21 protein-coding genes, 1 other RNA gene and 1 pseudogene are annotated in these 24,155 nt (G+C 71.8%); 3 read left to right on the top strand and 20 right to left on the bottom strand.

All coding sequences use genetic code 11. The features are described 5' to 3' along the window. From NS331_RS13210 to NS331_RS13300, 19 genes and pseudogenes are all read right to left on the bottom strand, one after another. Window positions 1-417: pseudogene (locus NS331_RS13210) on the bottom strand (UDP-N-acetylmuramoyl-L-alanine--D-glutamate ligase); the annotation flags it as partial. 13 nt (window positions 418-430) lie between these two features. Next, a complete protein-coding gene (gene mraY / locus NS331_RS13215) occupies window positions 431-1,609 on the bottom strand; it encodes a phospho-N-acetylmuramoyl-pentapeptide-transferase (RefSeq protein WP_058642450.1) in 1,179 nt (392 codons plus the stop codon). A 15-nt stretch (window positions 1,610-1,624) separates the two neighbouring features. Further along, entirely contained in the window at window positions 1,625-3,058 is a 1,434-nt protein-coding gene (locus NS331_RS13220; protein WP_058642451.1) for a UDP-N-acetylmuramoyl-tripeptide--D-alanyl-D-alanine ligase, read from the bottom strand. Beyond that, window positions 3,055-4,560, bottom strand: a complete 1,506-nt coding sequence (locus NS331_RS13225) for a UDP-N-acetylmuramoyl-L-alanyl-D-glutamate--2,6-diaminopimelate ligase (protein WP_058642452.1) — start codon at window positions 4,558-4,560, stop codon at window positions 3,055-3,057. Before NS331_RS13225 ends, NS331_RS13220 begins: the two co-directional genes overlap by 4 nt. After that, window positions 4,560-6,311: a peptidoglycan D,D-transpeptidase FtsI family protein gene (locus tag NS331_RS13230; RefSeq protein WP_058642453.1), complete on the bottom strand. Its 1,752-nt coding sequence runs from the start codon at window positions 6,309-6,311 to the stop codon at window positions 4,560-4,562. Before NS331_RS13230 ends, NS331_RS13225 begins: the two co-directional genes overlap by 1 nt. Next, on the bottom strand, window positions 6,308-6,658 hold the full coding sequence (gene ftsL / locus NS331_RS13235; protein ID WP_058642480.1) for a cell division protein FtsL: 351 nt from the start codon (window positions 6,656-6,658) through the stop codon (window positions 6,308-6,310). The genes NS331_RS13230 and ftsL overlap by 4 nt, the downstream gene beginning before the upstream one ends. Then, the gene (gene rsmH / locus NS331_RS13240; RefSeq protein WP_242873738.1) at window positions 6,658-7,602 is read right to left on the bottom strand and encodes a 16S rRNA (cytosine(1402)-N(4))-methyltransferase RsmH; all 945 of its coding nucleotides are present in this window, start codon (window positions 7,600-7,602) and stop codon (window positions 6,658-6,660) included. The genes ftsL and rsmH overlap by 1 nt, the downstream gene beginning before the upstream one ends. 5 nt (window positions 7,603-7,607) lie before the next feature. Continuing rightward, window positions 7,608-8,042, bottom strand: coding sequence for a division/cell wall cluster transcriptional repressor MraZ (gene mraZ / locus NS331_RS13245; RefSeq protein WP_058642454.1), 435 nt, complete (start codon window positions 8,040-8,042; stop codon window positions 7,608-7,610). A gap of 339 nt (window positions 8,043-8,381) precedes the next feature. After that, window positions 8,382-9,713: an ATP-dependent protease ATPase subunit HslU gene (hslU, locus tag NS331_RS13250; protein ID WP_058642455.1), complete on the bottom strand. Its 1,332-nt coding sequence runs from the start codon at window positions 9,711-9,713 to the stop codon at window positions 8,382-8,384. 215 nt (window positions 9,714-9,928) lie between these two features. After that, window positions 9,929-10,474 (bottom strand): ATP-dependent protease subunit HslV, encoded by a 546-nt coding sequence (hslV, locus tag NS331_RS13255; RefSeq protein ID WP_058642456.1) that lies wholly within the window; start codon window positions 10,472-10,474, stop codon window positions 9,929-9,931. 100 nt (window positions 10,475-10,574) lie between these two features. After that, window positions 10,575-12,122, bottom strand: a complete 1,548-nt coding sequence (locus NS331_RS13260; RefSeq protein ID WP_058642457.1) for a hypothetical protein — start codon at window positions 12,120-12,122, stop codon at window positions 10,575-10,577. 91 nt (window positions 12,123-12,213) lie between these two features. Continuing rightward, window positions 12,214-12,813 (bottom strand): RNA polymerase-binding protein DksA, encoded by a 600-nt coding sequence (gene dksA, locus NS331_RS13265; RefSeq protein ID WP_242873739.1) that lies wholly within the window; start codon window positions 12,811-12,813, stop codon window positions 12,214-12,216. A gap of 219 nt (window positions 12,814-13,032) precedes the next feature. After that, window positions 13,033-14,100, bottom strand: coding sequence for a CobW family GTP-binding protein (locus NS331_RS13270; RefSeq protein WP_058642459.1), 1,068 nt, complete (start codon window positions 14,098-14,100; stop codon window positions 13,033-13,035). Between the two features lie 118 nt (window positions 14,101-14,218). Then, a complete protein-coding gene (locus tag NS331_RS13275; protein WP_058642460.1) occupies window positions 14,219-15,421 on the bottom strand; it encodes a class I SAM-dependent rRNA methyltransferase in 1,203 nt (400 codons plus the stop codon). Continuing rightward, complete coding sequence (locus NS331_RS13280) at window positions 15,418-16,413, bottom strand: tyrosine recombinase XerC (protein ID WP_058642461.1); 996 nt, start codon at window positions 16,411-16,413, stop codon at window positions 15,418-15,420. The genes NS331_RS13275 and NS331_RS13280 overlap by 4 nt, the downstream gene beginning before the upstream one ends. Next, window positions 16,391-16,981 carry a YdcF family protein gene (locus tag NS331_RS13285; protein WP_058642462.1) on the bottom strand — a complete coding sequence of 197 codons (591 nt, stop codon included), beginning with the start codon at window positions 16,979-16,981 and terminating at the stop codon, window positions 16,391-16,393. Before NS331_RS13285 ends, NS331_RS13280 begins: the two co-directional genes overlap by 23 nt. A gap of 32 nt (window positions 16,982-17,013) precedes the next feature. Further along, window positions 17,014-17,679: a DUF484 family protein gene (locus tag NS331_RS13290; protein ID WP_058642463.1), complete on the bottom strand. Its 666-nt coding sequence runs from the start codon at window positions 17,677-17,679 to the stop codon at window positions 17,014-17,016. Between the two features lie 112 nt (window positions 17,680-17,791). Further along, entirely contained in the window at window positions 17,792-18,670 is an 879-nt protein-coding gene (gene dapF / locus NS331_RS13295) for a diaminopimelate epimerase (RefSeq protein ID WP_058642464.1), read from the bottom strand. Window positions 18,671-18,752: 82 nt separating this feature from the next. Then, window positions 18,753-19,976, bottom strand: coding sequence for an amidohydrolase family protein (locus NS331_RS13300; protein WP_058642465.1), 1,224 nt, complete (start codon window positions 19,974-19,976; stop codon window positions 18,753-18,755). 209 nt (window positions 19,977-20,185) lie between these two features. On the opposite strand from NS331_RS13300, the gene NS331_RS13305 reads away from it, so the two are divergent. Beyond that, window positions 20,186-21,880 (top strand): MBL fold metallo-hydrolase, encoded by a 1,695-nt coding sequence (locus NS331_RS13305; RefSeq protein ID WP_058642466.1) that lies wholly within the window; start codon window positions 20,186-20,188, stop codon window positions 21,878-21,880. 26 nt (window positions 21,881-21,906) lie between these two features. Beyond that, window positions 21,907-22,707, top strand: coding sequence for a S4 domain-containing protein (locus NS331_RS13310; RefSeq protein ID WP_058642467.1), 801 nt, complete (start codon window positions 21,907-21,909; stop codon window positions 22,705-22,707). 58 nt (window positions 22,708-22,765) lie between these two features. Here NS331_RS13310 and rnpB read toward each other — a convergent pair. Continuing rightward, window positions 22,766-23,084, bottom strand: an RNA gene (rnpB, locus tag NS331_RS13405) — RNase P RNA component class A. 124 nt (window positions 23,085-23,208) lie between these two features. Between rnpB and cysK the strand changes: the two genes are divergently transcribed. Beyond that, window positions 23,209-24,129 carry a cysteine synthase A gene (cysK, locus tag NS331_RS13315; RefSeq protein WP_058642468.1) on the top strand — a complete coding sequence of 307 codons (921 nt, stop codon included), beginning with the start codon at window positions 23,209-23,211 and terminating at the stop codon, window positions 24,127-24,129. Window positions 24,130-24,155: the final 26 nt, after the last annotated feature.

The following is a 24,155-nucleotide window of genomic DNA, read 5'->3' on the forward strand; positions in this document are numbered from 1 at the left end:
CTGGCCATCGTGCGCCGCATCGGCCGGACCATCGCCAGCAGCCGCCTCGTCGCCCGGTGCCGCCTCCGGCGGCAGCCGCAGGTCCGCCAGCGCCTGCGCGAACAGCTCCAGCTCGCCGCCCACCGGCAGGCCGATGGCGCGCGCGGCATCGACCACCGGGGCGATGGTGGCGGGCGCCAGGCCCGGCGACCGGTAGACGGCGCGCACCGGCTGGCCCTCGACCAGCGCGGCCGTGAGCGGCCCGCCGACGAAGCGCACCTGCGGCAGCTCGGCGGCCAGCGTGGCGAGCTGCGGCGGCGCCTCGCGCGTGTCGGCGACCGTGACGTGCGCGCCGTGCCGCGCGCACCAGCGCGCCATGGCCAGGCCCGAGGCGCCCAGGCCCAGGATCAGCACATGCAGGTCGGCGAGATGCTTCATGGTCGGCCGGTCCTCAACGCAGCTTGAGGGTGGACAGGCCCACCAGGCACAGCAGCATGGTGATGATCCAGAAGCGGACCACCACCTGCGTCTCGCGCCAGCCGGACTTCTCGAAGTGGTGGTGCAGCGGCGCCATCTTCAGCACGCGCCGGCCTTCGCCGTACTTGCGCTTGGTGTACTTGAACCAGCCCACCTGGGCCATGACCGAGATGGCCTCGACCACGAAGATGCCGCCCATGATGAAGAACACGATCTCCTGGCGCACGATCACGGCCACCGTGCCCAGCGCGCCGCCGAGCGCCAGCGCGCCCACGTCGCCCATGAAGACCTGCGCCGGATGGGTGTTGAACCACAGGAAGGCCAGGCCCGCACCGGCCATGGCCGCGCAGAACACCAGCAGTTCGCCCGCACCCGGGATGGACGGGAACAGCAGGTAGCGCGAGTACATGCCGTTGCCGGTCACGTAGGCGAACACGCCCAGGGCCGAGCCCACCATCACCACCGGCATGATGGCCAGGCCGTCCAGGCCGTCGGTGAGGTTGACCGCGTTGCTCGCGCCCACGATCACCAGGTAGGTGAGGATGACGAAGCCGATGCCGCCCAGCGGATAGCTGATCTCCTTGAAGAAGGGCACGATCAGGTTGGTCTTGGGCGGGAAGTCGAGCGCGAAGCCCGAGCGCACCCAGTTGACGAACAGTTCCAGCACGCGCCAGTTGGAGCTCTCCGAAATGGAGAACAGCAGGTACACCGCGGCGACCAGGCCGATGATGGACTGCCACATGTACTTCTCGCGCGAGCGCATGCCCTCCGGGTCCTTGTGGACCACCTTGCGCCAGTCGTCCACCCAGCCGATGGCGCCGAAGCCCAGCGTCACCCACAGCACGATCCAGACGAAGCGGTTGGACAGGTCGAACCACAGCAGCGTGGCGATGGCGATGGCGAACAGCACCAGGACGCCGCCCATGGTGGGCGTGCCGCTCTTGGACAGGTGCGTCTCCATGCCGTAGCCGCGCACCGGCTGGCCGATCTTGAGCGCGCGCAGCCGGCGGATCACCGCCGGGCCGGCCGCCAGGCCCACCACCAGCGCGGTGAGCGCGGCCATCAGCGCGCGGAAGGTGAGGTACTGGAAGACGCGCAGGAAACCGAGTTCGGGCGACAGCGTCTGCAGCCATTGGGCCAGGCTCATCAGCATGGGCGGGCGTCCGTGTCATGCGGCATGACCGGCCTCCTTGTTGTTGTTCGAGCCGGCGGCGCCGGCCACCAGGGCCTGCACCACGCGCTCCATCTTCATGAACCGCGAACCCTTGACGAGCACGCTCGATGCGGCGGCGGCCTGCGCCAGCGCCGCGGCGTTGAGGGCCTCGACGGCCTCGAAATGGCGGCCGCCCGCGCCGAAGGCATCGACCGCATGGCGGCTGGCCTCGCCCAGCGCGAACAGCGCGTCGATGCCGCGCTGGCGGGCCCAGTCGCCCACCTCCGTGTGGAAGCGCGGCCCCTGGTCGCCGACCTCGCCCATGTCGCCCAGCACCAGCAGGCGCGGGCCGGGCAGTTCCGCCAGCACGTCGATGGCGGCGCGCACGGAATCGGGGTTGGCGTTGTAGCTGTCGTCCACCAGCGTGAGCCGGCCGCCGTCGGCACGCGGCAGCAGTTGCGCGCGCGATCGGCCGCCCACCGGCTCGAAGGCCGACAGGCCGGCGGCGATGGCCTCGGCGTCCACGCCCGCAGCGACGGCGCAGGCCGTGGCCGCGAGCGCATTGCGCAGGTTGTGGCGGCCCGGGATGGCCAGGCGCGCCTGCACTTGGCCCACCGGCGTGCGGGCCGCGAAGCGCCAGGCCTCGCCGTCCCACTCGGCCCCGGCCAGCGACACGTCGGCCGCGGGCGATTCGCCGAACAGCAGGCAGGCGGCACCGGCCGGCACCAGGTCGCGCCACAGGCCGGTGTAGTCGTCGCCGTGCGGGAAGACGGCGGTGCCGCCCGCGCCCAGCGCCTGCAGCACGCAGCCGTTCTCGCGCGCCACGGCCTCGACCGTGGCCATGAATTCCTGGTGCTCGCGCTGCGCGTTGTTGACCAGGGCCACCGTCGGCCGGGCGATGACGGCCAGCCGTGCGATCTCGCCCGGATGGTTCATGCCCAGCTCGACCACCGCCAGGCGGTGCGACGGGCGCAGGCGCATCAGCGTCAGCGGCAGGCCGATCTCGTTGTTGAAGTTGCCCTGCGTGGCCAGGCTGGCGCCGGGTGCGGCGGCGCGCAGGATGGACGCGACCATCTGCGTCACGGTCGTCTTGCCGTTGCTGCCCGTCACCGCCACCAGCGGCAGCGCGAAGCGGGCGCGCCAGCCGGCGGCGATGGCGCCGAGCGCGGCCAGGGTGTCGGGCACTTCCAGGCCGTCCAGGCTCAGCGGCGCCAGCCGGCCGGGTTCGGCCACGGCGGCGATGCCGCCCTGGGCCTGCACCTGCGGCAGGAAGTCGTGCGCATCGAAGCGCTCACCACGCAGCGCGACGAAGAGGTCGCCGGCGGCCAGCGTGCGCGAGTCGGTGTGCACCCGCGCAACCGTGCGGCGGCCGTCGCCCACGACGCGCGCGCCCGGCACCCAGGCGGCGGCCTCGGCCAGCGTGAAGAGGACGTCCATCGGTGCGTTCATGCGCGCGCGCTCCGGGCGGCCAGGGCCGCCTGCGCCTGCGCGCGGTCCGAGAAGGGAAAGCGCCGGCCGGCGACTTCCTGGTAGTCCTCGTGGCCCTTGCCGGCCAGCAGCACCACGTCCTGCGCGGCAGCGTCGGCGATGGCCTCGGCGATGGCCGCGGCACGGTCCACCACGATGTGCGCGGCCTGCGGCGCGACCAGTCCCGCCACGATCTGGTCGACGATGGCCTGCGGCGCTTCGCTGCGCGGGTTGTCGCTGGTGACGACCACGCGGTCGGCGCCCTGCTCGGCGACGGCACCCATCAGCGGGCGCTTGCCCGGGTCGCGGTCGCCGCCGCAGCCGAACACGCACCACAGCCGGCCGCCGCGCGCGTCGGCGAAGGCGCGCAGCGCGGCCAGGGCCTTCTGCAGCGCATCGGGCGTGTGGGCATAGTCGACCACCACCAGCGGCGAGCCGGCCTCGGCCCCGGTGGCCACCACGTCCATGCGGCCGGGCACGCTGCCCAGGCGGGCGCAGGCCGCAGCGGCGTCGCCCAGCGGCAGGCCGAGGGCGCGCAGTGCGCCGATCACGCCCAGCAGGTTGGCCACGTTGTAGTCGCCGACCAGCGCGGTGGCCACCATGGCCTCGGCGCCGCCCTGCTCCACCACGCGGAAGCGCAGGCCCTGCGGGCCGTGGCCGGCGTCGCGGGCCGACAGGCGGGCGGGCGCGCCGGTGGCGGAGCAGGTCCAGAGCTCGGTCAGGCCCGTGTCCAGCAGTTCGCCGGCCAGGCGGGCGCCCTGCGGGTCGTCGATGTTGAGCACGGCGGCGCGCAGGCCGGGCCAGCGGAACAGCTCGGCCTTGGCGGCCCAGTAGGCCGCCATGTCGCCGTGGTAGTCCAGGTGGTCCTGGGTGAAGTTGGTGAAGATCGCCACGTCGAAGCGCAGGCCGTCCAGCCGCCGCTCGGCGATGCCGATGGAGGAGGCCTCCATCGCGCAGGCCTTGACGCCGCGGCCCGCCAGATCGCGCAGCGCGCGGTGCAGGGTGACGGGGTCGGGCGTGGTCAGGCCGTTGTAGTCGACCTCGGGCGGCACGCCGATGCCCAGCGTGCCGGCCACGGCGCAGGGGCCGAGGGCGCTGCCTTGCAGTGCCTGGGCCAGCCACCAGGCGGTGGAGGTCTTGCCGTTGGTGCCGGTCACCGCCAGCAGCGTCATCGCGTCGGCCGGCCGGCCGCACGAGGCGGCGGCGATGGGGCCCGTCGCGGCCTTGAGGCCGTCGTAGGCCGCGACAGCGGGTTCGTCGGCGAAGTCGAAAGCCTCGCTGCCCTCGGCCTCGACCAGGCAGGCCGCGGCGCCCTGCGCCAGCGCCGCGCGCACGAAGCGCCGGCCGTCGGTGGCGGCGCCGGGCCAGGCGATGAAGCCGTCGCCCTCGCCCACGGCGCGGCTGTCCACCTGCAGCTGGCCGCGCACGCGCGCGGCCAGCCAGGCGGCGGCCTCGTCGGGGGAGTGGAGCCGGTGCAGGGGCATCAGAAGCTCTCGTCCACGCCCTGGGTGAGCACCAGCGGCTTGACGGCCAGGTCGGGCGCGACGTTCATCATGCGCAGCGTCTGCTGCACCACTTCGCTGAACACCGGGCCGGCCACGGTGCCGCCGTAGAAGTTGCCGTCGCTCGGCTCGTCGATCATGACGCCCACGATGATGCGCGGCTTGTCGATGGGCGCCATGCCGGTGAACCAGCCGCGGTACTTGCCCGCCGCATAGCCCTTGCCGACCTGCTTGCGTGCGGTGCCGGACTTGCCGCCCACCGAATAGCCCACGGTCTGGGCCAGCTGGCCGGTGCCGCCGGGGCCGGCGGCCATCTGCAGCATCTTGCGGATGGCCACCGCGGTGGAGGGCGAGAACACGCGCACGCCGGGCGGCGCGTCGCTGCTCTTGAGCATGGTCAGCGGCAGCACCTTCCCGTCGTGCGAGAAGGCGGTGTACGAATGGCACATCTGCAGCAGCGAGGCCGACAGGCCGTAGCCGTAGGCCATGGTGGCCTGCTCGACGGGCTTCCAGGTCTTCCAGGGGCGCAGGCGGCCGGGCGCGGCGCCGGGGAAGGTGATCTGCGGCTTCTGGCCGTAGCCCAGCGCGGTGTAGGTGTCCCACATCTCGCTCGGGCTCATCTTCTGCGCGATCTTGAGGGCGCCGACGTTGCTCGACTTCTGGATCACGCCCTCCACCGTCAGCACGCCGTAGTTGTGCGTGTCGCTGATGGTGAAGCCGCCGATCTGGTAGCGGCCGGGCGTGGTGTCGATGATGGTGCTGGGCTTGACGCGCCCGGCCTCCAGCGCCATGGCCACGGTGATGGGCTTCATGGTCGAGCCGGGCTCGAAGGTGTCGGTGATGGCGCGGTTGCGCAGCTGCTCGCCGGTGAGGTTGCGGCGCTTGTCGGGCACGTAGCTCGGGTAGTTGGCCAGTGCCAGCACCTCGCCGGTCACGGCGTCCAGCACCACCACGCTGCCGGCCTTGGCCCGGTGCTTGGTCACGGCGTCGCGCAGCTTCTGGTAGGCGAAGAACTGCACCTTGGAATCGATGGACAGCTGGATGTCCTTGCCGTCCAGCGGTGGCACGCGCTCGCCCACGCCCTCGACCACGCGGCCCAGGCGGTCCTTGATCACGCGCTGCGAGCCGGGCTTGCCGCCCAGGTCCTTGTCGAAGGCGAGCTCGATGCCTTCCTGGCCGTGGTCCTCGACGTTGGTGAAGCCCACCACGTGCGCGGCGGATTCGCCCTCGGGGTACTGGCGCTTGTATTCGCGGGTCTGGTAGAGGCCCTTGACGCCCAGCGCCGCGATCTCGCGGGCGATGGGCTCGTCCACCTGGCGCTGGATCCAGACGAAGCTCTTGTCCTCGTCGGCCAGCTTCTTGTCCAGGTCCTGCGGCTTCATGCCCAGCAGCTGGGCCACGCGGCGCAGCTTGGTGCGGGTGTCGGGGTCGTTGCGGTCGATGTCCTCCGGAATGGCCCACACGCTGGGGGCGATCACGCTGGAGGCCAGGATCAGGCCGTTGCGGTCCAGGATGCGGCCGCGGCTGGCGGGCAGCTCGATGGTGCGGGTGAAGCGCACCTCGCCCTGGCGCTGGAAGAAGTCCTGCCCGATCACCTGCACATAGGCTGCGCGGCCGGCCAGCACCACGAAGCCGAGCGCGATGGCGGCCACGATGAACTTGCTGCGCCAGACGGGCGTCTTGCTCGCCAGCAGCGGGCTGGTGGTGTAGCGGACGGAAGGGCCGCGGCTCATCGCGTGCTCCTGGCTGCCGCGGCAGCGGCGGGCGTGCCGGCGGGCACCACGGGCGGTGCCGGCGGCACCGCGGGAATCACCGTGCCGTCCGCCCGCACGTACAGCGTGATGGCGGGCGTGGTGGTGCGCATCTTGAGCTTGTCCTTGACCAGCGTCTCGATGCGCAGCGGCGTGGCCTGCGCGCGGCGCTCGACCTGCAGGCGCTCGTACTCGGTCTCCAGCGTGCGGGCCTCGGCCTGGGCGCGGTAGTACTGGCCATAGAGCTGGCGCGACTGGTACTGGGTGTGCACCAGCAGCAGCGCCGTACCGATCACGGCCAGCAACAGCAGCAAATTGAGCCGGGTGATCATGCCGGCACCTCCGTGCGCTCGGCCACGCGCAGGATGGCGCTGCGGGCGCGCGGGTTGGCGGCCACCTCGTCGGCGGAGGGCTTGATGCGCTCCAGCGCGCGCAGCCGCATCGGCTTGGGCGCGGCGAAGGGCGCGCGGCGGTCGTAGACCTCTTTGGAATGCTCGGCGATGAACTGCTTGACGATGCGGTCTTCCAGCGAATGGAAGCTGATCACCGCCAGCCGGCCGCCCGGCGCCAGCACCGACAGGCTGGCGCTCAGCGCCTGTTGCAGCTCTTCAAGCTCGGCGTTGATGAAAATCCGAAGAGCCTGAAATGTGCGCGTTGCAGGGTTCTGGCCCGGCTCGCGGGTTTTGACCGCGCCAGCCACGAGCTCGGCCAGCTCGGCGGTGGTTGAAATTGCGCCCCGTTCCTGTCGGCGAGCAGCAATCGCCTTTGCAATCGGAACAGCAAACCGTTCTTCGCCATAGTCACGGATCACCTCTGCAATCTGCTGTGGTTCGGCTGTGGCCAGCCAGTCGGCCACGCTCTGGCCGCGCGTGGGATCCATGCGCATGTCGAGCGGGCCATCCAAACGAAAAGAAAAACCCCGGGCGGGGTTGTCGATCTGGGGGGAGCTGACACCGAGGTCCATCAGGACCCCGGCCACACTGCCCGGTGGCAGTTCCCCCAGGTGAGTGAAGCCCTGGTGCCGGATCGAGAAGCGCGGATCGGCGATCTCCCGGGCCTGGGCCACCGCCTCCGGGTCCTTGTCGAAGGCCACCAGGCGGGCGCCGGGCGCCAGCCGCTCCAGCAGCAGCCGGGAATGGCCGCCGCGGCCAAAGGTGGCGTCCACGAAGGTGCCATCCGCCGGCGGCGCGTCGCCCAGCACGGCGTCGACACCCTCGTGCAGCAGCACCGTGGTGTGGCGGAAACCGGCGGAAGAAAAAGAAGGCACGGCCACGTCGGTCACAGCTTGAGCATCCGGGCCGCGTCGGAGTTGCGGATGTTCTCCATCATCTCCGCGGCTTCCTTGGCCTGGTAGGCCGCCTTGTCCCACAGCTCGAAGCGGTGGCCGACGCCCAGCAGCAGCACGTCGCGCGAGATGCCGGCCAGTTCGCGCAACTCGGGCGAGATGAGCACCCGGCCGGTGCCGTCCAGCTCCACGTCGGAGGCGCTGCCCAGGTAGAAGCGCTTGAGCCACTGCTCGGAAGACGGCAGCGCCGCCAGGCTGGCGCGCGCCTCTTCCCACACCGGACGCGGGTAGAGGTTGAGGCCACCGTCGGGGTTGCGCGTGACCGTGATCTGGCCGCCGGCTTCCGTGCGCAGGGCGTCCAGATACCGGGCCGGCATCGACAGCCGTCCCTTGGCATCCAGACTCAGCGATGAGGTGCCCTGAAACACGAACCCGGAACTCCCGAAAAAAGCGACCTGAAACCATGGCGTAGGACATGGACTAACCCACCATCTCCCACTTTCCTGCACTTTTTTGCACTGTACCAGCAAACACCCCCGGGAAAGCGCTGCTGGCGCGGTATTTTTTGTAATGGAATCAAGGACTTACGGCGCTACTTTCTTGCAGCATTCCTGCTCGTTTTCTCATAGTTGGCAAGCACTTAGCCTTCACTCCGCAAGTTCCGCGTGAAGCTGGCGTAGGCATGCGCCTGCAACCAAAGTACAAAGGCCCGGGGCGTCACCGCACCGGGCCTTTGGCTGACAGCGCGCGAAGGCGCCGTCGCGCGCTCAGAGGATGAAGCGCGACAGGTCCTCGTCCTTGCTCAGCATGTCCAGGCGTGCATCGACGTACGCCGCGTCGATGCTCACCGTCTGGCCGGACAGCTTGGCCGCGTCGAAGCTCACCTCGTCCAGCAGCCGCTCCATCACGGTGGACAGGCGGCGCGCGCCGATGTTCTCGGTGCGTTCGTTCACCTCGTAGGCGATGGTCGCCAGGCGGGTGATGCCCTCGGGCGTGAAGGCCAGCGTCACGCCTTCGGTGGCCAGCAGCGCCTCGTACTGCTTGACCAGCGAGGCGCGGGTCTGGGTGAGGATGCTCTCGAAATCCTCCACCGACAGCGACTGCAGCTCGACACGGATCGGCAGCCGGCCCTGCAACTCCGGGATCAGGTCGCTGGGCTTGGCCAGGTGGAAGGCGCCGCTGGCGATGAACAGGATGTGGTCGGTGCGCACCACGCCGTACTTGGTGGTCACGGCCGTGCCCTCCACCAGCGGCAGCAGGTCGCGCTGCACGCCCTGGCGCGACACGTCGGCGCCATGGGCCTCGCTGCGCGTGGCCACCTTGTCGATCTCGTCGATGAAGACGATGCCGTTCTGCTCGGCATTGACCAGCGCCTGGGCGCGGATCTCCTCGTCGTTCAGCAGCTTGCCGGCCTCTTCCTCGGTCAGCAGGCGCAGCGCCTCGGCGATCTTGAGCTTGCGCGTCTTGCGCCGGCCCTGGCCCAGCTGGCTGAACATGCCGCGCAGCTGCTCGGCCATCTCCTCCATGCCGGCGGGGCCCATGATCTCCATCTGCGGCCGGGCCTCCGCCACCTCGATCTCGATCTCCTTGTCGTCCAACTGCTTCTCGCGCAGCTTCTTGCGGAAAGCCTGGCGGGTGGCGTTGCCGCCTTCGGTGAGGGCCGGCTTGCCCTCGGCGTCGCGGGCGGCGGGCAGCAGCACGTCGAGGATGCGTTCCTCGGCGGCGTCCTCGGCGCGCACCCGCACCTTGGCGACCTCGGCCTCGCGCGTGCGCTTGATGGACACCTCGGCCAGGTCACGGATGATCGAATCCACGTCCTTGCCTACGTAGCCCACCTCGGTGAACTTGGTGGCCTCGACCTTGATGAAGGGCGCATCGGCCAGCCGGGCCAGGCGCCGGGCGATCTCGGTCTTGCCCACGCCGGTGGGGCCGATCATGAGGATGTTCTTGGGCGTGATCTCGGGCCGCAGCTTCTCGTCGACCTGCTGACGACGCCAGCGGTTGCGCAGCGCGATGGCCACGGCACGCTTGGCGTCCTTCTGGCCGACGATGTGGTTGTCCAGCTCGGACACGATTTCCTGGGGGGTCATGGCGGACATCGGGTTCCTATCCATTCAATGAAGCACGCGCCGCACACACGGCGCGAAAGAAGATTGCGCCTCGGCGCAGTCAGAAGGCCGCGGAGCAGGCCACGCCAGCAGCCGCCGCGGAACTGGCTTCGCCAGGCCGCAGGCGGCGCCCCCTCGCAGGGGGGTGGCGGAGCGCGAAGCGCGCAGCCTGGGGGTGGTCAACGTCTCTCGCAGCCTGGGGGTGGTCAAAGTGTTTCTATGGTGTGGTGCATGTTGGTGTAGATGCACAGTTGCCCGGCGATCTCCAGCGACTTGCGCACCACGTCCTCGGCCGACAGCTCGGTGTTCTCCACCAGCGCCTTGGCGGCCGAGTGGGCGTAGGCCCCACCCGAGCCGATGGCCACGATGCCCTGCTCCGGCTCCAGCACGTCGCCATTGCCGGTGATGATGAGCGAGGTGCTGTGGTCGGCCACGGCCAGCATGGCTTCCAGCCGGCGCAGCACGCGGTCGGTGCGCCAGTCCTTGGTGAGCTCGATGGCGGCGCGGGTCAGGTGGCCCTGGTGCTTCTCCAGCTTGGCCTCGAAGCGCTCAAACAGCGTGAAGGCATCCGCGGTGGCGCCGGCGAACCCGGCCAGCACCTTGCCCTGGTAGAGCCGGCGCACCTTGCGCGCCGAGCCCTTGAAGACGATGTTGCCCAGCGTCACCTGGCCGTCGCCGCCGATGGCGACCTGCTCGCCCTGTGGCGTGCTGCGGCGCACGCTGACGATGGTGGTTCCGTGAAATTGTTCCATCGCAGGCACGTGGGGGCGCCGTCCGGAGGTGCAAGGGGTGGTGGCGGACTTTTTGGTCCGCCGTGCCACTGCGCAGGCCACGCAGGCCGTGCCGGCCGGCTCAGCCCGCGCGCGGCAGCAAGGCGGCGCAGCGGTCCACGCCGGTCAGCCGCAGGAATTCGGCCAGCACGCCGTGCACTTCCACCAGGCGCAATCCGGGGCGCGACGTCAGGCGGGCTCGCAGCGCCTCGGCCGCGGCCAGATCCATGCGCACGAGTCCGGCGCAGTCGATCTCGGGCTCGGCGCCGGGCAGGTCCAGCGCCTCTTCGACCTGCGGCCAGTTGAGGCCCTCGGCCCCCACCAGTTCACCGGCCAGGAAGGCGCGCGGCGTGCCCGCGTCCAGGCCCATGCGCTGGCTGGGCTGCTGGCCCTCGACCATCTCCGCCACCGTGCCGCGCGGCGGCTGCCACGAGGGCGGCGTGATCTCGTAGGTGATGCAGTAATTGAGCGCCACCAGCTCGAAGTCGTCCAGCCGGTTGAGCAGGCGCAGCACCGCCATGTGCAGGCTCCACCAGCCCGCCTCGACGCCCCGCTCGCCCAGCGGCGTGGCCGCGCTCAGCACGGCCAGCAGGTTCTCGGCGCCCAGGAAGCCCATCTGCACCGGCGACAGCGACCAGTGCGTGACCAGCGTGGTGAGCGGCTGCACCGCATCCGCCTCGATGTGCTGCAGCGCGCGCCAGTCCAGGCGCCAGACGCTGCCCTTGGCGCGCGACAGGGCCTGCGTCAATGCCAGCAGCGCAGGGCGGTCCAGCCGCGGTGGCGCCTGCCAGTCGGTGCCCGCGCGGGGGTCCAGCCGCTGGGCGATGAGGTCGGTGCGCGCGTCGCGCGCCAGGCTGCGCAGCGACACCCAGGTCGGCATCGGCCGGTTGAAGCGGTCGGCGTAATGCATGCCCGCCTCGGCGAAGCGGTCGGAATCGCCGGTGGCGCGGTAGAAGTCCAGCAGGGCGCGCCAGGTCTGCAGCTGGTCGGCGAAGGCGCCGCCGGGCACCAGGGCCTGGCGCAGCGCGCTTTCGGCCCCGGCGTCGTCGCCCTGGGCGAAGCGCACGGCGGCCTCTTCCAGCGGTGTGTCGAAAGCCAGGCGCGGCGCGGGGGCGGCGGCCGGCGGCGGCGACGGACGCGGCGGCGCGGCGGGCGCAGGCGCGGCCTGGGGCGCCTGCAGGTCGGTGGGCACCGCCGGCGCGGTGTCGGCATAGGCGCGGGCGTGGTGCTCGGACAGCGAGGGCGGGCCGGCACGGCCGCCGTCGGCGACGGGCGGTCGCTCGGACGTCCACCACTGCTGCGACATCTGCGCCTCGATCTCGTCGATCTTGCGCAGCGTGACGGCCCGCCGGTCGACCTTCAGGCCGGTGGTGGGCAGGCTGGAGGAGACGGGCCCGGCGTCGTCGGCCGCGCCGCGCTGGCGCAGCTTGCGCAGCATGTCGAACTCGCGGCGGCGCACGAAGTCGTTGCGCTGGCGGCGCTCCATCAGCTCCTTGAGCGCCTCGCGGCTGTAACCCAGCTCGGCCGGATTGCCGCCGGCGCCTTCGAGCTCGGACCAGTCCTTGAGCGGATTGCGCACGAACTTGGCGACCTTCGAGAGGAGGCCGCCGTTGTCGTCCTTGCTGGACATGCGGTCGTGCGGGGTGGGAAGGTGAAAGGGACGCAGGGCAGCGGGGCGCGCTCGGCGGAAGGACGGCGGTCGCCGCCCGGCCGCGCAGCGATCAGTCCCCGAACATCTTCTGCTTGAGCTCGCGGCGCTGCTGCGCCTCGAGCGACAGCGTGGCCGTCGGTCGGGCCAGCAGGCGGCCGACGCCGATGGGCTCGCCGGTCTCGTCGCAGTAGCCGTAGTCGCCGGCATCGATGCGGGCGATGGACTGCTCGATCTTCTTGAGCAGCTTGCGCTCACGGTCGCGGGTGCGCAGCTCCAGGGCGTGCTCTTCCTCGATGGTGGCGCGGTCGGCCGGGTCGGGCACGACCACGGTGTCCTCGCGCAGGTGCTCGGTCGTCTCGCCGGCGTTGTCGAGGATGCCCTGCTTGAGCTCCTGCAGCTTGCGCTTGAAGTAGGCCAGCTGCGTGTCGTTCATGTACTCGCTGTCGGGCATCGCGATGACTTCGGCATCGGTCAACTCCTCGACCGGCTTGGTCTTCCAGTTGTTCGCGAGCTTGGGATCTTTCTTGACGGAAACGAGAGGCGGGGGAACGAGTGCCGTGGACATGGTCGTTGAGAAGCTGGCCTTCGGGGCGGTGGAGGCCACCGCCTGAGGCATGGACGGAACGGTCAATTGCGACAGCCGGGCCGAAGGCCGCGCCCGCGGAGGCAATGCGTCGGAGGACGGCGTTGCGTCGACGGTGGCCGGCGTCTTGGCGTCGAGGCCGGCGCTGGCCGGTGCGGTTTTCTTCACGGTGGCGGGCTCCTTCAATGGCTGCGGTCTTCCCTGCCGTACCGGGTCCGCGCAGGGGTGGCGGCCGGAACAGGCGCGCGATTGTATAGAGAAAGCACCCCCCGGCAGGATGACCGAAGTCAGGCTGGCGCGAACGTCCTACACCAGGCACTGGTCCAGGCCCTGGACCAGGATGTCGCGCGGCAGGTCGATGCCGATGAACACCATGCGGCTCTCGCGCGCCTCGCCCTCGCCCCACTCCGGACCCAGGTCGCTGCCCATGAGCTGGTGCACGCCCTGGAAGATCACCTTGCGCTGGGTGCCGTTCATGTCCAGCACGCCCTTGTAGCGCAGCATGCGCGGGCCGTAGATGTTGACGATGGCGCCCAGGAAATCCTCCAGCCGCGCCGGATCGAAGGGCCGCGTGGCGCGGTAGACGAAGCTCTTGACGTCGTCGTCCACGTGGTGGTGGTGGCCGTGGCCATGGTCGTGCTGGTGCGACGGGTGGTCGCAGTGCTCGCCATGTTCGTGGTCATGGTCGTGGTGGTCGTGCGCGTGGTCGTGATCGTCCGCCTTCAGGAAGTCGGGATCGATGTCGAGCTTGGCGTTGAGGTTGAAGCCGCGCAGGTCCAGCACCTTGGCGATGGCCACCTCGCCGAAATGCGCCTTCTCGATGGGCGCGCGCGGGTTCATGTGCTTGAGGCGGTGGATCAGCGCGTCGGTGTCCTCGGCGCTCACCAGGTCGGTCTTGGACAGGAAGATCTGGTCGGCGAAGCCCACCTGGCGGCGTGCTTCCTGGCGGTCGTTGAGCTGCTGGGCGGCATGCTTGGCGTCCACCAGCGTGACGATGGAGTCGAGCAGGTAGCTCTCGGCGATCTCGTCGTCCATGAAGAAGGTCTGGGCGACGGGGCCGGGGTCGGCCAGGCCGGTGGTCTCGATGATCACGCGGTCGAAGTCCAGCAGGCCCTTGCGGCGCTTGGCGGCCAGCAGCTGCAGCGCCTCGCGCAGGTCCTCGCGGATGGTGCAGCAGACGCAGCCGTTGCTCATCTGCACGATCTGCTCCTTGGACTCGGTCACCAGGATGTCGGAGTCGATGTTCTCCTCGCCGAACTCGTTCTCGATGACGGCGATCTTGTGGCCGTGCGACTCGGTCAGCACGCGCTTGAGCAGGGTGGTCTTGCCGGAGCCGAGGAAGCCGGTGAGGATGGTTGCGGGAATGAGGGCCATGGGAACGCTCCGGGAATGTCGGGACGACGGTGGAAACGGGAAAGGGGCGAAAGTTTAGGCCCGGCGCAAAGACTCGGCCGGCCGGGCGAGATTGACGCGCGCGTGGCCTGGTCTTCTTCTATTTGCGCACCACCACCAGCCCCTTGAGGTACTCGCCCTCGGGAAACTCGATGGTCATGGGATGGTCGGGCGCTGCCCCCAGGCGCTCGGCGATGTAGCCGTCCACGCCCGCATCGATGCCGGCCGAGGCCACGATCTTGTGGAACAGGTCGGCGCCGATGCCGCCCGAGCACGAGAAGGTCAGCAGCACGCCGCCCGGCGGCAGCAGCTTGAGCGCCAGGCGGTTGATGTCCTTGTACGCCCGCGCGGCGCGGTCGGCATGGGCCACGGTGGGCGCGAACTTGGGCGGATCGAGCACGATGGCGTCGAACTGCCGGCCTTCCTCGATGAAGCGGCGCAGCGTCTGGTTGACGTCGGCGTCGAGGAACTGCGCGTTGGCCGCCTCGAAGCCGTTCAGCGCCAGATGCGCGCGTGCCCGGTCCAGCGCGGGCAGGGAGGAATCGACGGACACCAGCTCGGCGCCTTGCAATGCGCCGGCTGCCGCCAGCCCATGCGCCGCGGCGACGGTGAAGCCGCCGGTGTAGCAGTAGCAGTTCAGCACGCGGGCGAAGCGCCGGTGCCGCGCCAGTTCCGAGAAGCGGCGGCGGCTGTCGCGCTGGTCCAGGTAGAAGCCGGTCTTGTGGCCGGTGGCCACGTCCAGGCCCAGGCGCCAGCCGTGTTCCTGGATCGTGATCTCCGTCGGCCCCTCGCCGCGCAGCCAGCCGGTGATTGGCGGCAGGCCCTCGCGTTCGCGGCCGGCGGCGTCCGAGCGCTCGTAGAGCTTCGTGAGGCCGGTGGCGGCCAGCAGCGCATCGGCCAGCACGGCCTTCCAGCGCTCGACGCCGGCCGACAGGAACTGCGCCACCAGCGTGTCGCCGTAGCGGTCCACGATCAGGCCGGGCAGCCCGTCGGCCTCGCCGTGCACCAGCCGCTGGCCGTCGCTGGCGATGTCGAACAGCCCGCGCGCCTGCACGGCGGCCCGGCAGCGGGCGGCGAAGAAGGCGGCGTCGATGCGCTGGCCCTCGTCGAAGCTCCAGACGCGGGCGCGGATCTTGGAGGCCGGGCTGCAGGCCGCCCAGGCCAGGAAGCGGCCGTCGTGCGACTCGATGCGCACCGTCTCGCCCGCATCGCCACCGCCCTTGGCGATGGCGGCGTCGAAGATCCAGGGATGGCGGCGCTGGAGCGAGCGCTCCTTGCCGGGCTTGAGGCGCAGGACTTTCATGGGGTGTCGGTCGTCTTGTCGTCGTCGTCGCGGCCGGTGCGCGCATGCGCCCGCGGATGCGCCGCGTCGTAGATTTTGGCCAGGTGCTGGAAGTCCAGCCGCGTGTAGATCTGGGTGGTGGCGATGCTGGCATGGCCCAGCAGCTCCTGCACGGCGCGCAGGTCGCCGCTGGATTGCAGCAGGTGGCTGGCGAAGGAATGGCGCAGCATGTGCGGATGCACCGGCGTCGCCACGCCGGCCTGGATGCCGCGGGCGTGCAGCATCTGCCAGACGGCCGTGGGACCGAAACGGCCGCCGCGCAGGCCGACGAAGAGGGCGGGCGACGCAACCGGGCGCAGCGCACGCTGCGCCAGCCAGGCGCCGACGGCCTGCACGGCCGGGCCGCCCATCGGCACGCTGCGCCGCTTGCCGCCCTTGCCGAGCACGTGCACCTCGGCCGAGGGCAGGTCGAGCCAGCCGCGCGCCTCGGCGGAAGGATCGCGGTCCAGCCCCGTGAGCTCGCCCACGCGCAGGCCGCAGCCGTAGAGCAGTTCGACGATGGCGCGGTCGCGGGCCTCGGTCCAGGGGTCGGCGTCGGGCCGCTGGTGGTCGGCCAGGCGCACGGCGTCGTCCACGCCCAGGGCCTTGGGCAGCGGCCGGGGCGCCTTGGGCGCGCGCACGTCCTGCACCGGATTGCCGGGAACCAGCCCCTCGCGGCCCAGCCAGCGGTAGAAGCTGCGCCAACAGGACAGCACCAGCGCGATGCCGCGCGGCGCCCGGCCGGCGCCATGCAGCTGCGCCATCCAGCGCCGGATGTGGGCCGTGGCCACGCGCTGCAGCGGCAGGCCGGCCTCGGCCGCGCGCTGCAGCAGTTCGGCCAGGTGCACCGCATACAGCTCGACCGTGCGCTCGGCCAGCCGGCGCTCCACCCGCACATGGGCGAGGTAGCGGTCGACCAAGGCGCGGTCGGCGTCCGCGGCGGACGAAGGATCAGTAGTCACCACGCAGGGCATTGTTGACGACGGCCGCCACCTCGCGCACGGCCGCGCGGGCGGCGCGGTCCCAGCGCCGGCAGGGCATCGGGGCGGCGGCGTACTGCACGTCGAAGGCGTCCTCGAAGCCGCTGCCGCGCGCCAGCTGCCGGGTGCGCCAGAGGTGCGAGGGCTCGGTGACGACGATCACGCGCCGCACGCCGGCGGCTTCGAGCAGGGGCCGCGACAGCCGCAGGTTCTCACGCGTGGACTGCGAGGCCGCCTCGCGCAGCACGGGCCCGGTGTAGCCGGCGGCGCGGGCCAGGCCCTCCATGACCTCGGCTTCGATGCGGCCGTCCTCGTGGTCCACGCCGCCGCTCATCGCCAGCAGCCGCACGCGGCCGGCCCGGGCCAGCGCCACCGCCGCATCGACGCGCGCGGCAAGGCAGGGATTGGGCGCGCCGTCGATGAAGGCCCGGTTGCCCAGCACCAGGGCCGCATCGGCCTCGCGCGCGGGCGGATGCGCGAGCACGTGCGCGCCGTGCCGCCGCACCATGACGTGGACCGCCAGGCCGGCGATCAGGCACAGGACGGCGATGACCAGGCCCACGCGGCGCCAGGCTCCGGCGCGCGGCGCGCGCCTCAAGGCCGCAGCCGCGACAGCGCGGCCGAGGCCAGCTGGGCGATGCGCTCCAGGAAGTCGGTGCCCATCTCGGCGTTGTAGCGCTGCGGGTCGGGCGAGGCCAGCACCAGCAGGCCGAAAGCCGGGGCGTCGATGGCCGTGCGCAGGGGAATGAGCGCCAGCGACTGGGCCTGCTGCGGCTCGTTCAGCCAGGCGGTGGCCTCGAAGCCGGCGTTGAGGCCGATGTAGGGCGTGGTCAGCGAGGTGGCCAGGGCCTTGACGTCCTCGCTCACGCCCTGGTTGTAGCCCTCGCCGGCATAGGCCGCGTCCAGGTCCCAGAGCTTGATGGCGGTCTGCGGCACCATGAACTGCTGGTGCAGGCCCTTGATGATTTCCCAGGGCAGGCCGCGCGGATCGCGCCAGGTGAGCAGCGACAGCGTCCAGCGCTGCAGCCGGTCGGCCGTGACCACGTTCTCGGTGCCGTGGCGCACCATGTCCATGATGCGGTGCTCCAGGGCCTTGATCTTCTCGCGCAGCATCTCGGCCTGGCGCTCCTGCAGGCTCACGGCGCGCTGGCCGTGTGGGCTGGTCAGCTGCACCTCGGCCAGCAGCTGGGCATGGCGCTCGAAGAAGTCGGGCGTGTTGGCCAGGTAGTTGGCGATGTCGTCTTCGGTGATGGGGTTCATGGCGGCGGCGGGCGGTCGGGTCGGCCGGTGCGGGCGCGGGGCGGCGCACCGGAAAGGGAAGAGACGAAGAGGAAGGAAAAGGGTCGGGCGGTGCGACGGCGCGTGCAGTTCGTCAAAGCTCGTCGGGCACGTCGATCTCGCCCGCGAAGACGGTGACGGCGGGGCCGGTCATCAGCACCGGGTCGGCCTCGCCGCCAGCCCATTCGATGGTCAGGATGCCGCCGCGGGTCTCGACGTCCACGCGCCGGTCCAGCCGGCCCAGGCGGATGCCGGCCACGACCGCGGCGCAGGCGCCGGTGCCGCAGGCCAGCGTCTCGCCGGCGCCGCGCTCGAACACGCGCAGCCGCACGTGGGTGCGGTCCACCACCTGCAGGAAGCCGGCGTTGACGCGCTGCGGAAAGCGCGGATGGTGCTCGATGCGCGGGCCCTGCTCGGCCACCGGCGCGGTCTCGATGTCGTCCACCAGCTGCACGGCATGCGGATTGCCCATGGACAGCACGGCCACCGGCACGATGGGCCCGTCGGCCTCGGCGGACAGCGCCAGGTGCCAGGTATGCCAGCCGCCGTCGGGCTGCGGGTCGAGGCCGGCGGTGTCGAAGGGCACGCGGACCGGCTCGAAGACCGGCGGGCCCATGTCGACGGTGACGCGGCCGTCGGCCGTCATGCGCGGCGCGATCACGCCCGACAGGGTCTGCACCCGCACCACGTCCTTGTCGGTCAGGCCGCGTTCGCGCACGAAGCGCATGAAGCAGCGCGCGCCGTTGCCGCACTGCTCCACCTCGCCGCCGTCGGCGTTGTGGATCACGTACTGGAAGTCCACGCCCGCGGCCGGCGAGGGCCGCACGCTGAGGATCTGGTCGGCGCCGACGCCGAAGTGGCGGTCGGCGAGGAACCGGTACTGGCCGGGCGTCAGCCCGAGGGGGCCCGCGGTCTCGTCGAGCACGACGAAGTCGTTGCCCGCGCCCTGCATCTTGGTGAAGCGGATTCGCATCCGCGGGATTATCGGCGGCCGGCCGCGGCGCGCGGGCTGTGCGGCGGCGCGGCCCGCGCGCCGATGGGGCCGCGGCCTCCGATCACTCGCCGGGCAGGCCGGGCAGCAGTTCGCCGCCGCGGGCCACGATGCGGCCGGCCGCTGCCACCAGCCGGCGCGGCGGATGGGCGACGACGGCCTCGGCGGGCGTCTGCGCGTCGACCAGCACCAGGTCGGCCCGGTCGCCGGCCGCCAGGCCATGGTCGGCGAAACCGCAGGCGCGCGCACCCGCGGCGGCGACGCAATCCAGCGCCTGCTCGATCTCGTCGTCGCGGCGCAGGTTGTAGCGCAGGCCGATCTGCATGGCGCGCGCCAGCATGTCGGGGCGGCCATAGGGCGTCCAGGTGTCGCGGATGCCATCGTTGCCGCCGGCCACCGTGACGCCCGCGGCGCGGGCGGCCAGCAGCGGCGGCACCGGGCGCGAGGGCGGTGCGCTGGTGACGAGCGCCACGTCCAGCGCGGCCAGCCGGGCCAGCAGGGCCTGCACTTCGCCGGCCGGCAGCTCGCCCAGGCAGAAGGCATGGCTCACCGCCACGCGGCCCTGCAGGCCGAGGGCGGCGGTGCGGTCCAGGATCAGGCCGAGCGAGAAGGCGCCCATGGCGCCGGGCTCGTGCAGGTGGATGTCCAGCGGCTTGCCGTGGCGCTCGGCCAGGTCGAAGAGCAGGTCGAGCGCGCGCACGGGATCGCCGTCGATGGCGCAGGGGTCCAGGCCGCCGAGCACGTCGGCGCCTTCGGCCAGGGCGGCATCCAGCAGCGCCGCCGTGCCGGGCCGACCGAGCAGACCGGACTGCGGAAAGGCCACCGTCTGGATCTGCAGCCAGGGCGCCAGCGCCTCGGCCGTGCGCTGCACGCCCGCCAGGTGGCGCAGGCCCGCCTGGGTGTCGATGTCCACGTGGGTGCGCAGCCGCGTCGTGCCGGCCGCCAGGAAGGCGCGCGCCAGCCGCATCGACTGCACGGCGGCGTCGTGGCCGCTGGTGGCACGGTAGGCCCGCTCGGTGTCGATGCGGTCGATGAGCCGGCTGCCGACCTCGTTGCGCCACCAGGGCAGGCCCCAGAGCGTCTTGTCGAGGTGGGTGTGCGATTCGACCAGGCCGGGCAGCAGCAGGGCGCCGCCGCCCTCCTCCACCGGCAGGCCGGGTGGCGCCGGGAGGCCGGGGCCGAGGGCGGCGATGCGCCCGCCGGCCACGTGCACGTCCACGGTGCTGCCGTCGGCCAGGCGCACGCCGCGCAGCAGCCAGGCGCCGGCCGACGCGGTGCTCGCCGTCATGGCACGCCTGCCGTGCGCCCGAGCGGGGCACGACCCTGACGACCGAACGGGCAGAGGGCACGAGGAGGCAGGCCGGCGCGTCGGGCGCCGTCGCCCTGGACGACATGGTGAAGGGGCATGGTCGCGGCCATCATGCCACCGCCCCGGCCGGCGTACCCGGCGCCGGACGGCGACATGCGCGCGCCACCGCCCTTCCCGATAATGCGCCGATGCCCCGGCCCTCCCAGCAACTCCATCCGCACCGAGAACCGGCGCTCACCCGCGAAGCGGCCACCGTGCTGCTGCTGCGCGACACCGAAGCGGGCATGGAGGTGCTGATGACCCGCCGCTCCCCCACCGCCAGCTTCGCGCCCGGCGCCTACGTCTTTCCCGGCGGCCGCGTGGACGAGGACGATGCGGAGTCCCGGCCCATCGCGCTGCGCCGCCGCACCCAGTCGCGCGTGCAGCTGACCCATGCCATCGCCGCGGTGCGCGAATGCTTCGAGGAGCTGGGCGTGCTGCTCGCCGAGCATGCCGACGGCCGGCCTGTCAGCGCCTCCGAGCTCGCGCTGATGGACCGCAGCACGCCGGCGGACGTGCCCTTTGCCCAGCAATGCGCCCAGCGCGGCCTGCGCCTGGCCACCGACCGCGTCTTCGCCTTCGCGCACTGGATCACCGACCGCGACCTGCCCAAGCGCTTCGACGTGCTCTTCCTGGTCGCCCGCATGCCGCCCGGCCAGATGCCGCAGGCCGACGAGACCGAGCAGTTCGAGCCCTGCTGGGTGCGCCCCGCCGATGCGCTGCAGCGCCACGCGGACGGCGGCTTCGACATGATCTTCCCCACCATCCGCACGCTTCAGCGCCTGGCCACCTACGCCAACGTGCATGCCGTGCTGGAAGCCTGCGCCAGCGAGCGGCCGCTGTGGAGCAGCTGCCCGCGCGGCGGCCTGCTCAAGGGCGCAGAGGCCCGCTTCATGGAGCACGAGCCGCCCTACGGCGAGCTGGCGCTGGTCTGCCCCGACGGCCAGATCGCCCATCCGCTGGACTGGCAGCACGAGGCGCCGGTGCCGCTGCTGCGCAACGTGCAGCGCCTCACCGCGCCCAACGCCAGTGTGATGACCGGGCCTGGCACCAACAGCTACATCGTGGGCGACCGCGCCAGCGGCTACATCGTCATCGACCCGGGCCCGAACGATTTCGACCACGTCGGCCGGCTGTGGCGCGCCACCCAGGGCGACGTGCGGGCCATCGTCTGCACCCATTCGCATGCCGACCACTCGCCGGGCGCCGTGCCGCTGCAGGCGCTGTGCGAAAGCCGCCCGCCCATCCTCGGCCTGCCCTCGGCGCCCACGGCGCGGCCCACGGCCCGCTTCACGCCCGACCGCGCGCTGGACGACGGCGAGAGCCTTCGGCTCGAGGGCGGGATGGACGAGGCCGGCCGCCGCATCACGCACACGCTGCGCGTCATCCACACGCCGGGCCATGCGGCCAACCACCTGTGCCTGGTGCTGGAGGAGGATGGCCTGCTCTTCTCGGGCGACCACATCCTCAACGGCAGCACCACCGTCATCGACCCGCCGGACGGCAACATGAGCGACTACCTGGAGTCGCTGGACCGGCTGGACGAGGCCTGCGCCGCCTTCGACGTCGAATCGATCCTGCCCGCGCACGGCTACGTGCTCGGCTTCGCCCGCACCGCCATCGCGCGGCTCAAGGCCCACCGGCTGCAGCGCGAGGCGCGCATCGCCGCCGCCATGCGCAAGAAGCCCGGCGGCACGCCGCAGGACTGGCTGGAGATGGCCTACAGCGACACGCCGCGCCACCTGTGGCCGGTGGCGGCCCGCTCGCTGGAGGCGCACATCGAGCGCATCCTGATCCGCGCCTCCGAGCCGGCGCCGCAGCCCTCGCGCTTCGACCCCGAATGAGCGGCGATCCGAAGCACCCGCCTCGCATGGACGACGACGCGAAGCGCCCGACGCGCGTGCGCGCGGCCCGGCCCGAGGGCGCGCCGCCCTGGAACCCGCGGCGCCTGGGCGCGGCGCCCGCCGCGCCGGCCCCTGCGCCTGCACCGGACGACGAGGGCGAGCGCCTCGCCAAGCGCGTGGCCGCCCTGCGCGGCTGCTCGCGCCGCGATGCCGAAATGCTGATCGCCCAGGGCGCCGTGCGCGTGGACGGCCAGCCCGCCGTCGCGCCGCAGCAGCGCGTGGGCCCGCAGCAGCATGTGGAGGTGGACGACGTCCAGCCCCGCGCGCTGCCGCCCGCCACCCTGCTCTGGCACAAGCCGCCGGGCATTGCCGCCGATGCGCAGGCCTGGGCCGTCGACCAGCGCGTCTACGTGCATCCGCAGGCGCCCACCGCGCCCGGCCTGTTCATGCAGCAGCACTGCGCCGCCGGCCTGGGGGACGCGGCGAGCGGCCTGGTCGTGCACACGCAGGTGCGCGGCGTGTGGCGCCGGCTGGTGGACGAGGCGACGCTGGTGGAGCATGAATTCCTGGCCGAGGTGCAGGGCGAGCCGCAGCCCGCCCAGCTGGCCGCACTGCGCCCGGCCGCCGCGAGCCTGGCGCGCCAGGGCGGCGGCACCACCGGCCTGCGGCTGGTGATCGCCGGCACTGAGGCCCACCGCATCGCCGAACTCTGCGACCGCGCCGGCCTGCGGCTGGTGGGCCTGCGCCGGCTGCGCATCGGGCGCGTGCCGCTGGCGGGGCTGGCGCCGGGCCAATGGCGGCTGCTGCGGGCGAACGAGCGTTTCTGACGCCGCGACCCCAGGAACAGAAATGCCGGCATCGCTGCCGGCATTCCGAGGGTGTAAGTTGTGAAGCGCGCCGATACGCCGGATTCTGTGCACCGCGGTTGCCCGCGGCGTGACCGCCATCTGTCTTGGCCGCCGGTCACCCGGACGGCTCGATGCTACCTACCCGTGAACTCAGCGGGCCGCCTCGACGTTCACCTACTTGGTATTGCTGCGCGCAGAGATTGCCCGTTTCACCCGAACTGAATCGGCTCGTCTCTGTTGCTCTGATCCTCACCTCGCGATGGGGAGCCGTTAGCTCCTGCGCTGCCCTGTGCAGTCCGGACGTTCCTCCAGTGCCGCCTTTCGGCGATTGCACCAGCGGCGGTCTGGCGTGCTTCACGGGCGCGATTATCCCCGACGGGCGCGCGTCGGCCGCCGGCCGACATCGGCCATCGCCGAATCTGGCCACAATGCCCCGTTCCGTTTCTGCCCGCCCGTTCTTCCCAAGGAGATGACGACGCCATGAAAGCCAGCAGCATCCTCGACACCATCGGCCGCACGCCGCACGTGCGCATCAACAAGCTCTTCGGCAACGCCACGCAGCAGGTGTGGATCAAGTCCGAGCGCGGCAATCCGGGCGGCTCCATCAAGGACCGCATCGCGCTGGCCATGATCGAGGATGCCGAGAAGTCCGGCGCCCTGAAGCCGGGCGCCACCATCATCGAGCCCACCTCCGGCAACACCGGCGTCGGCCTGGCCATGGTGGCGGCCGTCAAGGGCTACAAGCTGGTGCTGGTGATGCCCGAGAGCATGTCCATCGAGCGCCGCCGCCTGATGCTGGCCTATGGCGCCAGCTTCGACCTGACGCCCAGGGAAAAGGGCATGAAGGGCGCCATCGCCCGTGCAGAGGAACTGGTGGCCAGCACGCCCGGCGCCTGGATGCCGCAGCAGTTCAACAACCCGGCCAACGTCGACGTGCACGTGCGCACCACGGCCGAGGAGATCGCGGCCGACTTCCCCGACGGCATCGACGCCATCATCACCGGCGTCGGCACCGGCGGCCACATCACCGGCTGCGCGCAGGTGCTCAAGAAGAAGTGGCCCAAGCTCAAGGTCTTCGCCGTCGAGCCGGTGGCCTCGCCGGTGCTGTCCGGCGGCAGCCCCGCGCCGCACCCGATCCAGGGCATCGGCGCCGGCTTCGTGCCGCAGATCATGAAGACCGAGCTGCTCGACGGCATCGTCCAGGTCGACGCCGAACCGGCCCGCGAGATGGCCCGCCGCTGCGCCCGCGAGGAAGGCATGCTGGTCGGCATCTCCTCCGGCGCCACGCTGGCGGCCATCGCCCAGAAGCTGCCCGAGCTGCCGGCCGATGCGGTGGTGCTGGGCTTCAACTACGACACGGGCGAGCGCTACCTGTCGGTGGAGGGCTTCCTTCCCGCCTGAGCGGCGAGCCGTCGGTCGGCGCCGTG

It is taken from the genome of Pseudacidovorax intermedius, assembly GCF_001476815.1.
GTDB classification, from domain to species: domain Bacteria; phylum Pseudomonadota; class Gammaproteobacteria; order Burkholderiales; family Burkholderiaceae_C; genus Xenophilus; species Xenophilus intermedius_A.

Coding starts and splice junctions, on each gene's coding strand:
- mraY (WP_058642450.1), bottom strand. CDS start 1,609: ATGCTGATGAGCCTGGCCCAATGGCTGCAGACGCTGTCGCCCGAACTC.
- NS331_RS13220 (WP_058642451.1), bottom strand. CDS start 3,058: ATGAACGCACCGATGGACGTCCTCTTCACGCTGGCCGAGGCCGCCGCC.
- NS331_RS13225 (WP_058642452.1), bottom strand. CDS start 4,560: ATGCCCCTGCACCGGCTCCACTCCCCCGACGAGGCCGCCGCCTGGCTG.
- NS331_RS13230 (WP_058642453.1), bottom strand. CDS start 6,311: ATGAGCCGCGGCCCTTCCGTCCGCTACACCACCAGCCCGCTGCTGGCG.
- hslU (WP_058642455.1), bottom strand. CDS start 9,713: ATGTCCGCCATGACCCCCCAGGAAATCGTGTCCGAGCTGGACAACCAC.
- hslV (WP_058642456.1), bottom strand. CDS start 10,474: ATGGAACAATTTCACGGAACCACCATCGTCAGCGTGCGCCGCAGCACG.
- NS331_RS13260 (WP_058642457.1), bottom strand. CDS start 12,122: ATGTCCAGCAAGGACGACAACGGCGGCCTCCTCTCGAAGGTCGCCAAG.
- NS331_RS13270 (WP_058642459.1), bottom strand. CDS start 14,100: ATGGCCCTCATTCCCGCAACCATCCTCACCGGCTTCCTCGGCTCCGGC.
- NS331_RS13275 (WP_058642460.1), bottom strand. CDS start 15,421: ATGAAAGTCCTGCGCCTCAAGCCCGGCAAGGAGCGCTCGCTCCAGCGC.
- NS331_RS13280 (WP_058642461.1), bottom strand. CDS start 16,413: ATGCCCTGCGTGGTGACTACTGATCCTTCGTCCGCCGCGGACGCCGAC.
- NS331_RS13290 (WP_058642463.1), bottom strand. CDS start 17,679: ATGAACCCCATCACCGAAGACGACATCGCCAACTACCTGGCCAACACG.
- dapF (WP_058642464.1), bottom strand. CDS start 18,670: ATGCGAATCCGCTTCACCAAGATGCAGGGCGCGGGCAACGACTTCGTC.
- NS331_RS13300 (WP_058642465.1), bottom strand. CDS start 19,976: ATGACGGCGAGCACCGCGTCGGCCGGCGCCTGGCTGCTGCGCGGCGTG.
- NS331_RS13305 (WP_058642466.1), top strand. CDS start 20,186: ATGCCCCGGCCCTCCCAGCAACTCCATCCGCACCGAGAACCGGCGCTC.
- NS331_RS13310 (WP_058642467.1), top strand. CDS start 21,907: ATGGACGACGACGCGAAGCGCCCGACGCGCGTGCGCGCGGCCCGGCCC.
- cysK (WP_058642468.1), top strand. CDS start 23,209: ATGAAAGCCAGCAGCATCCTCGACACCATCGGCCGCACGCCGCACGTG.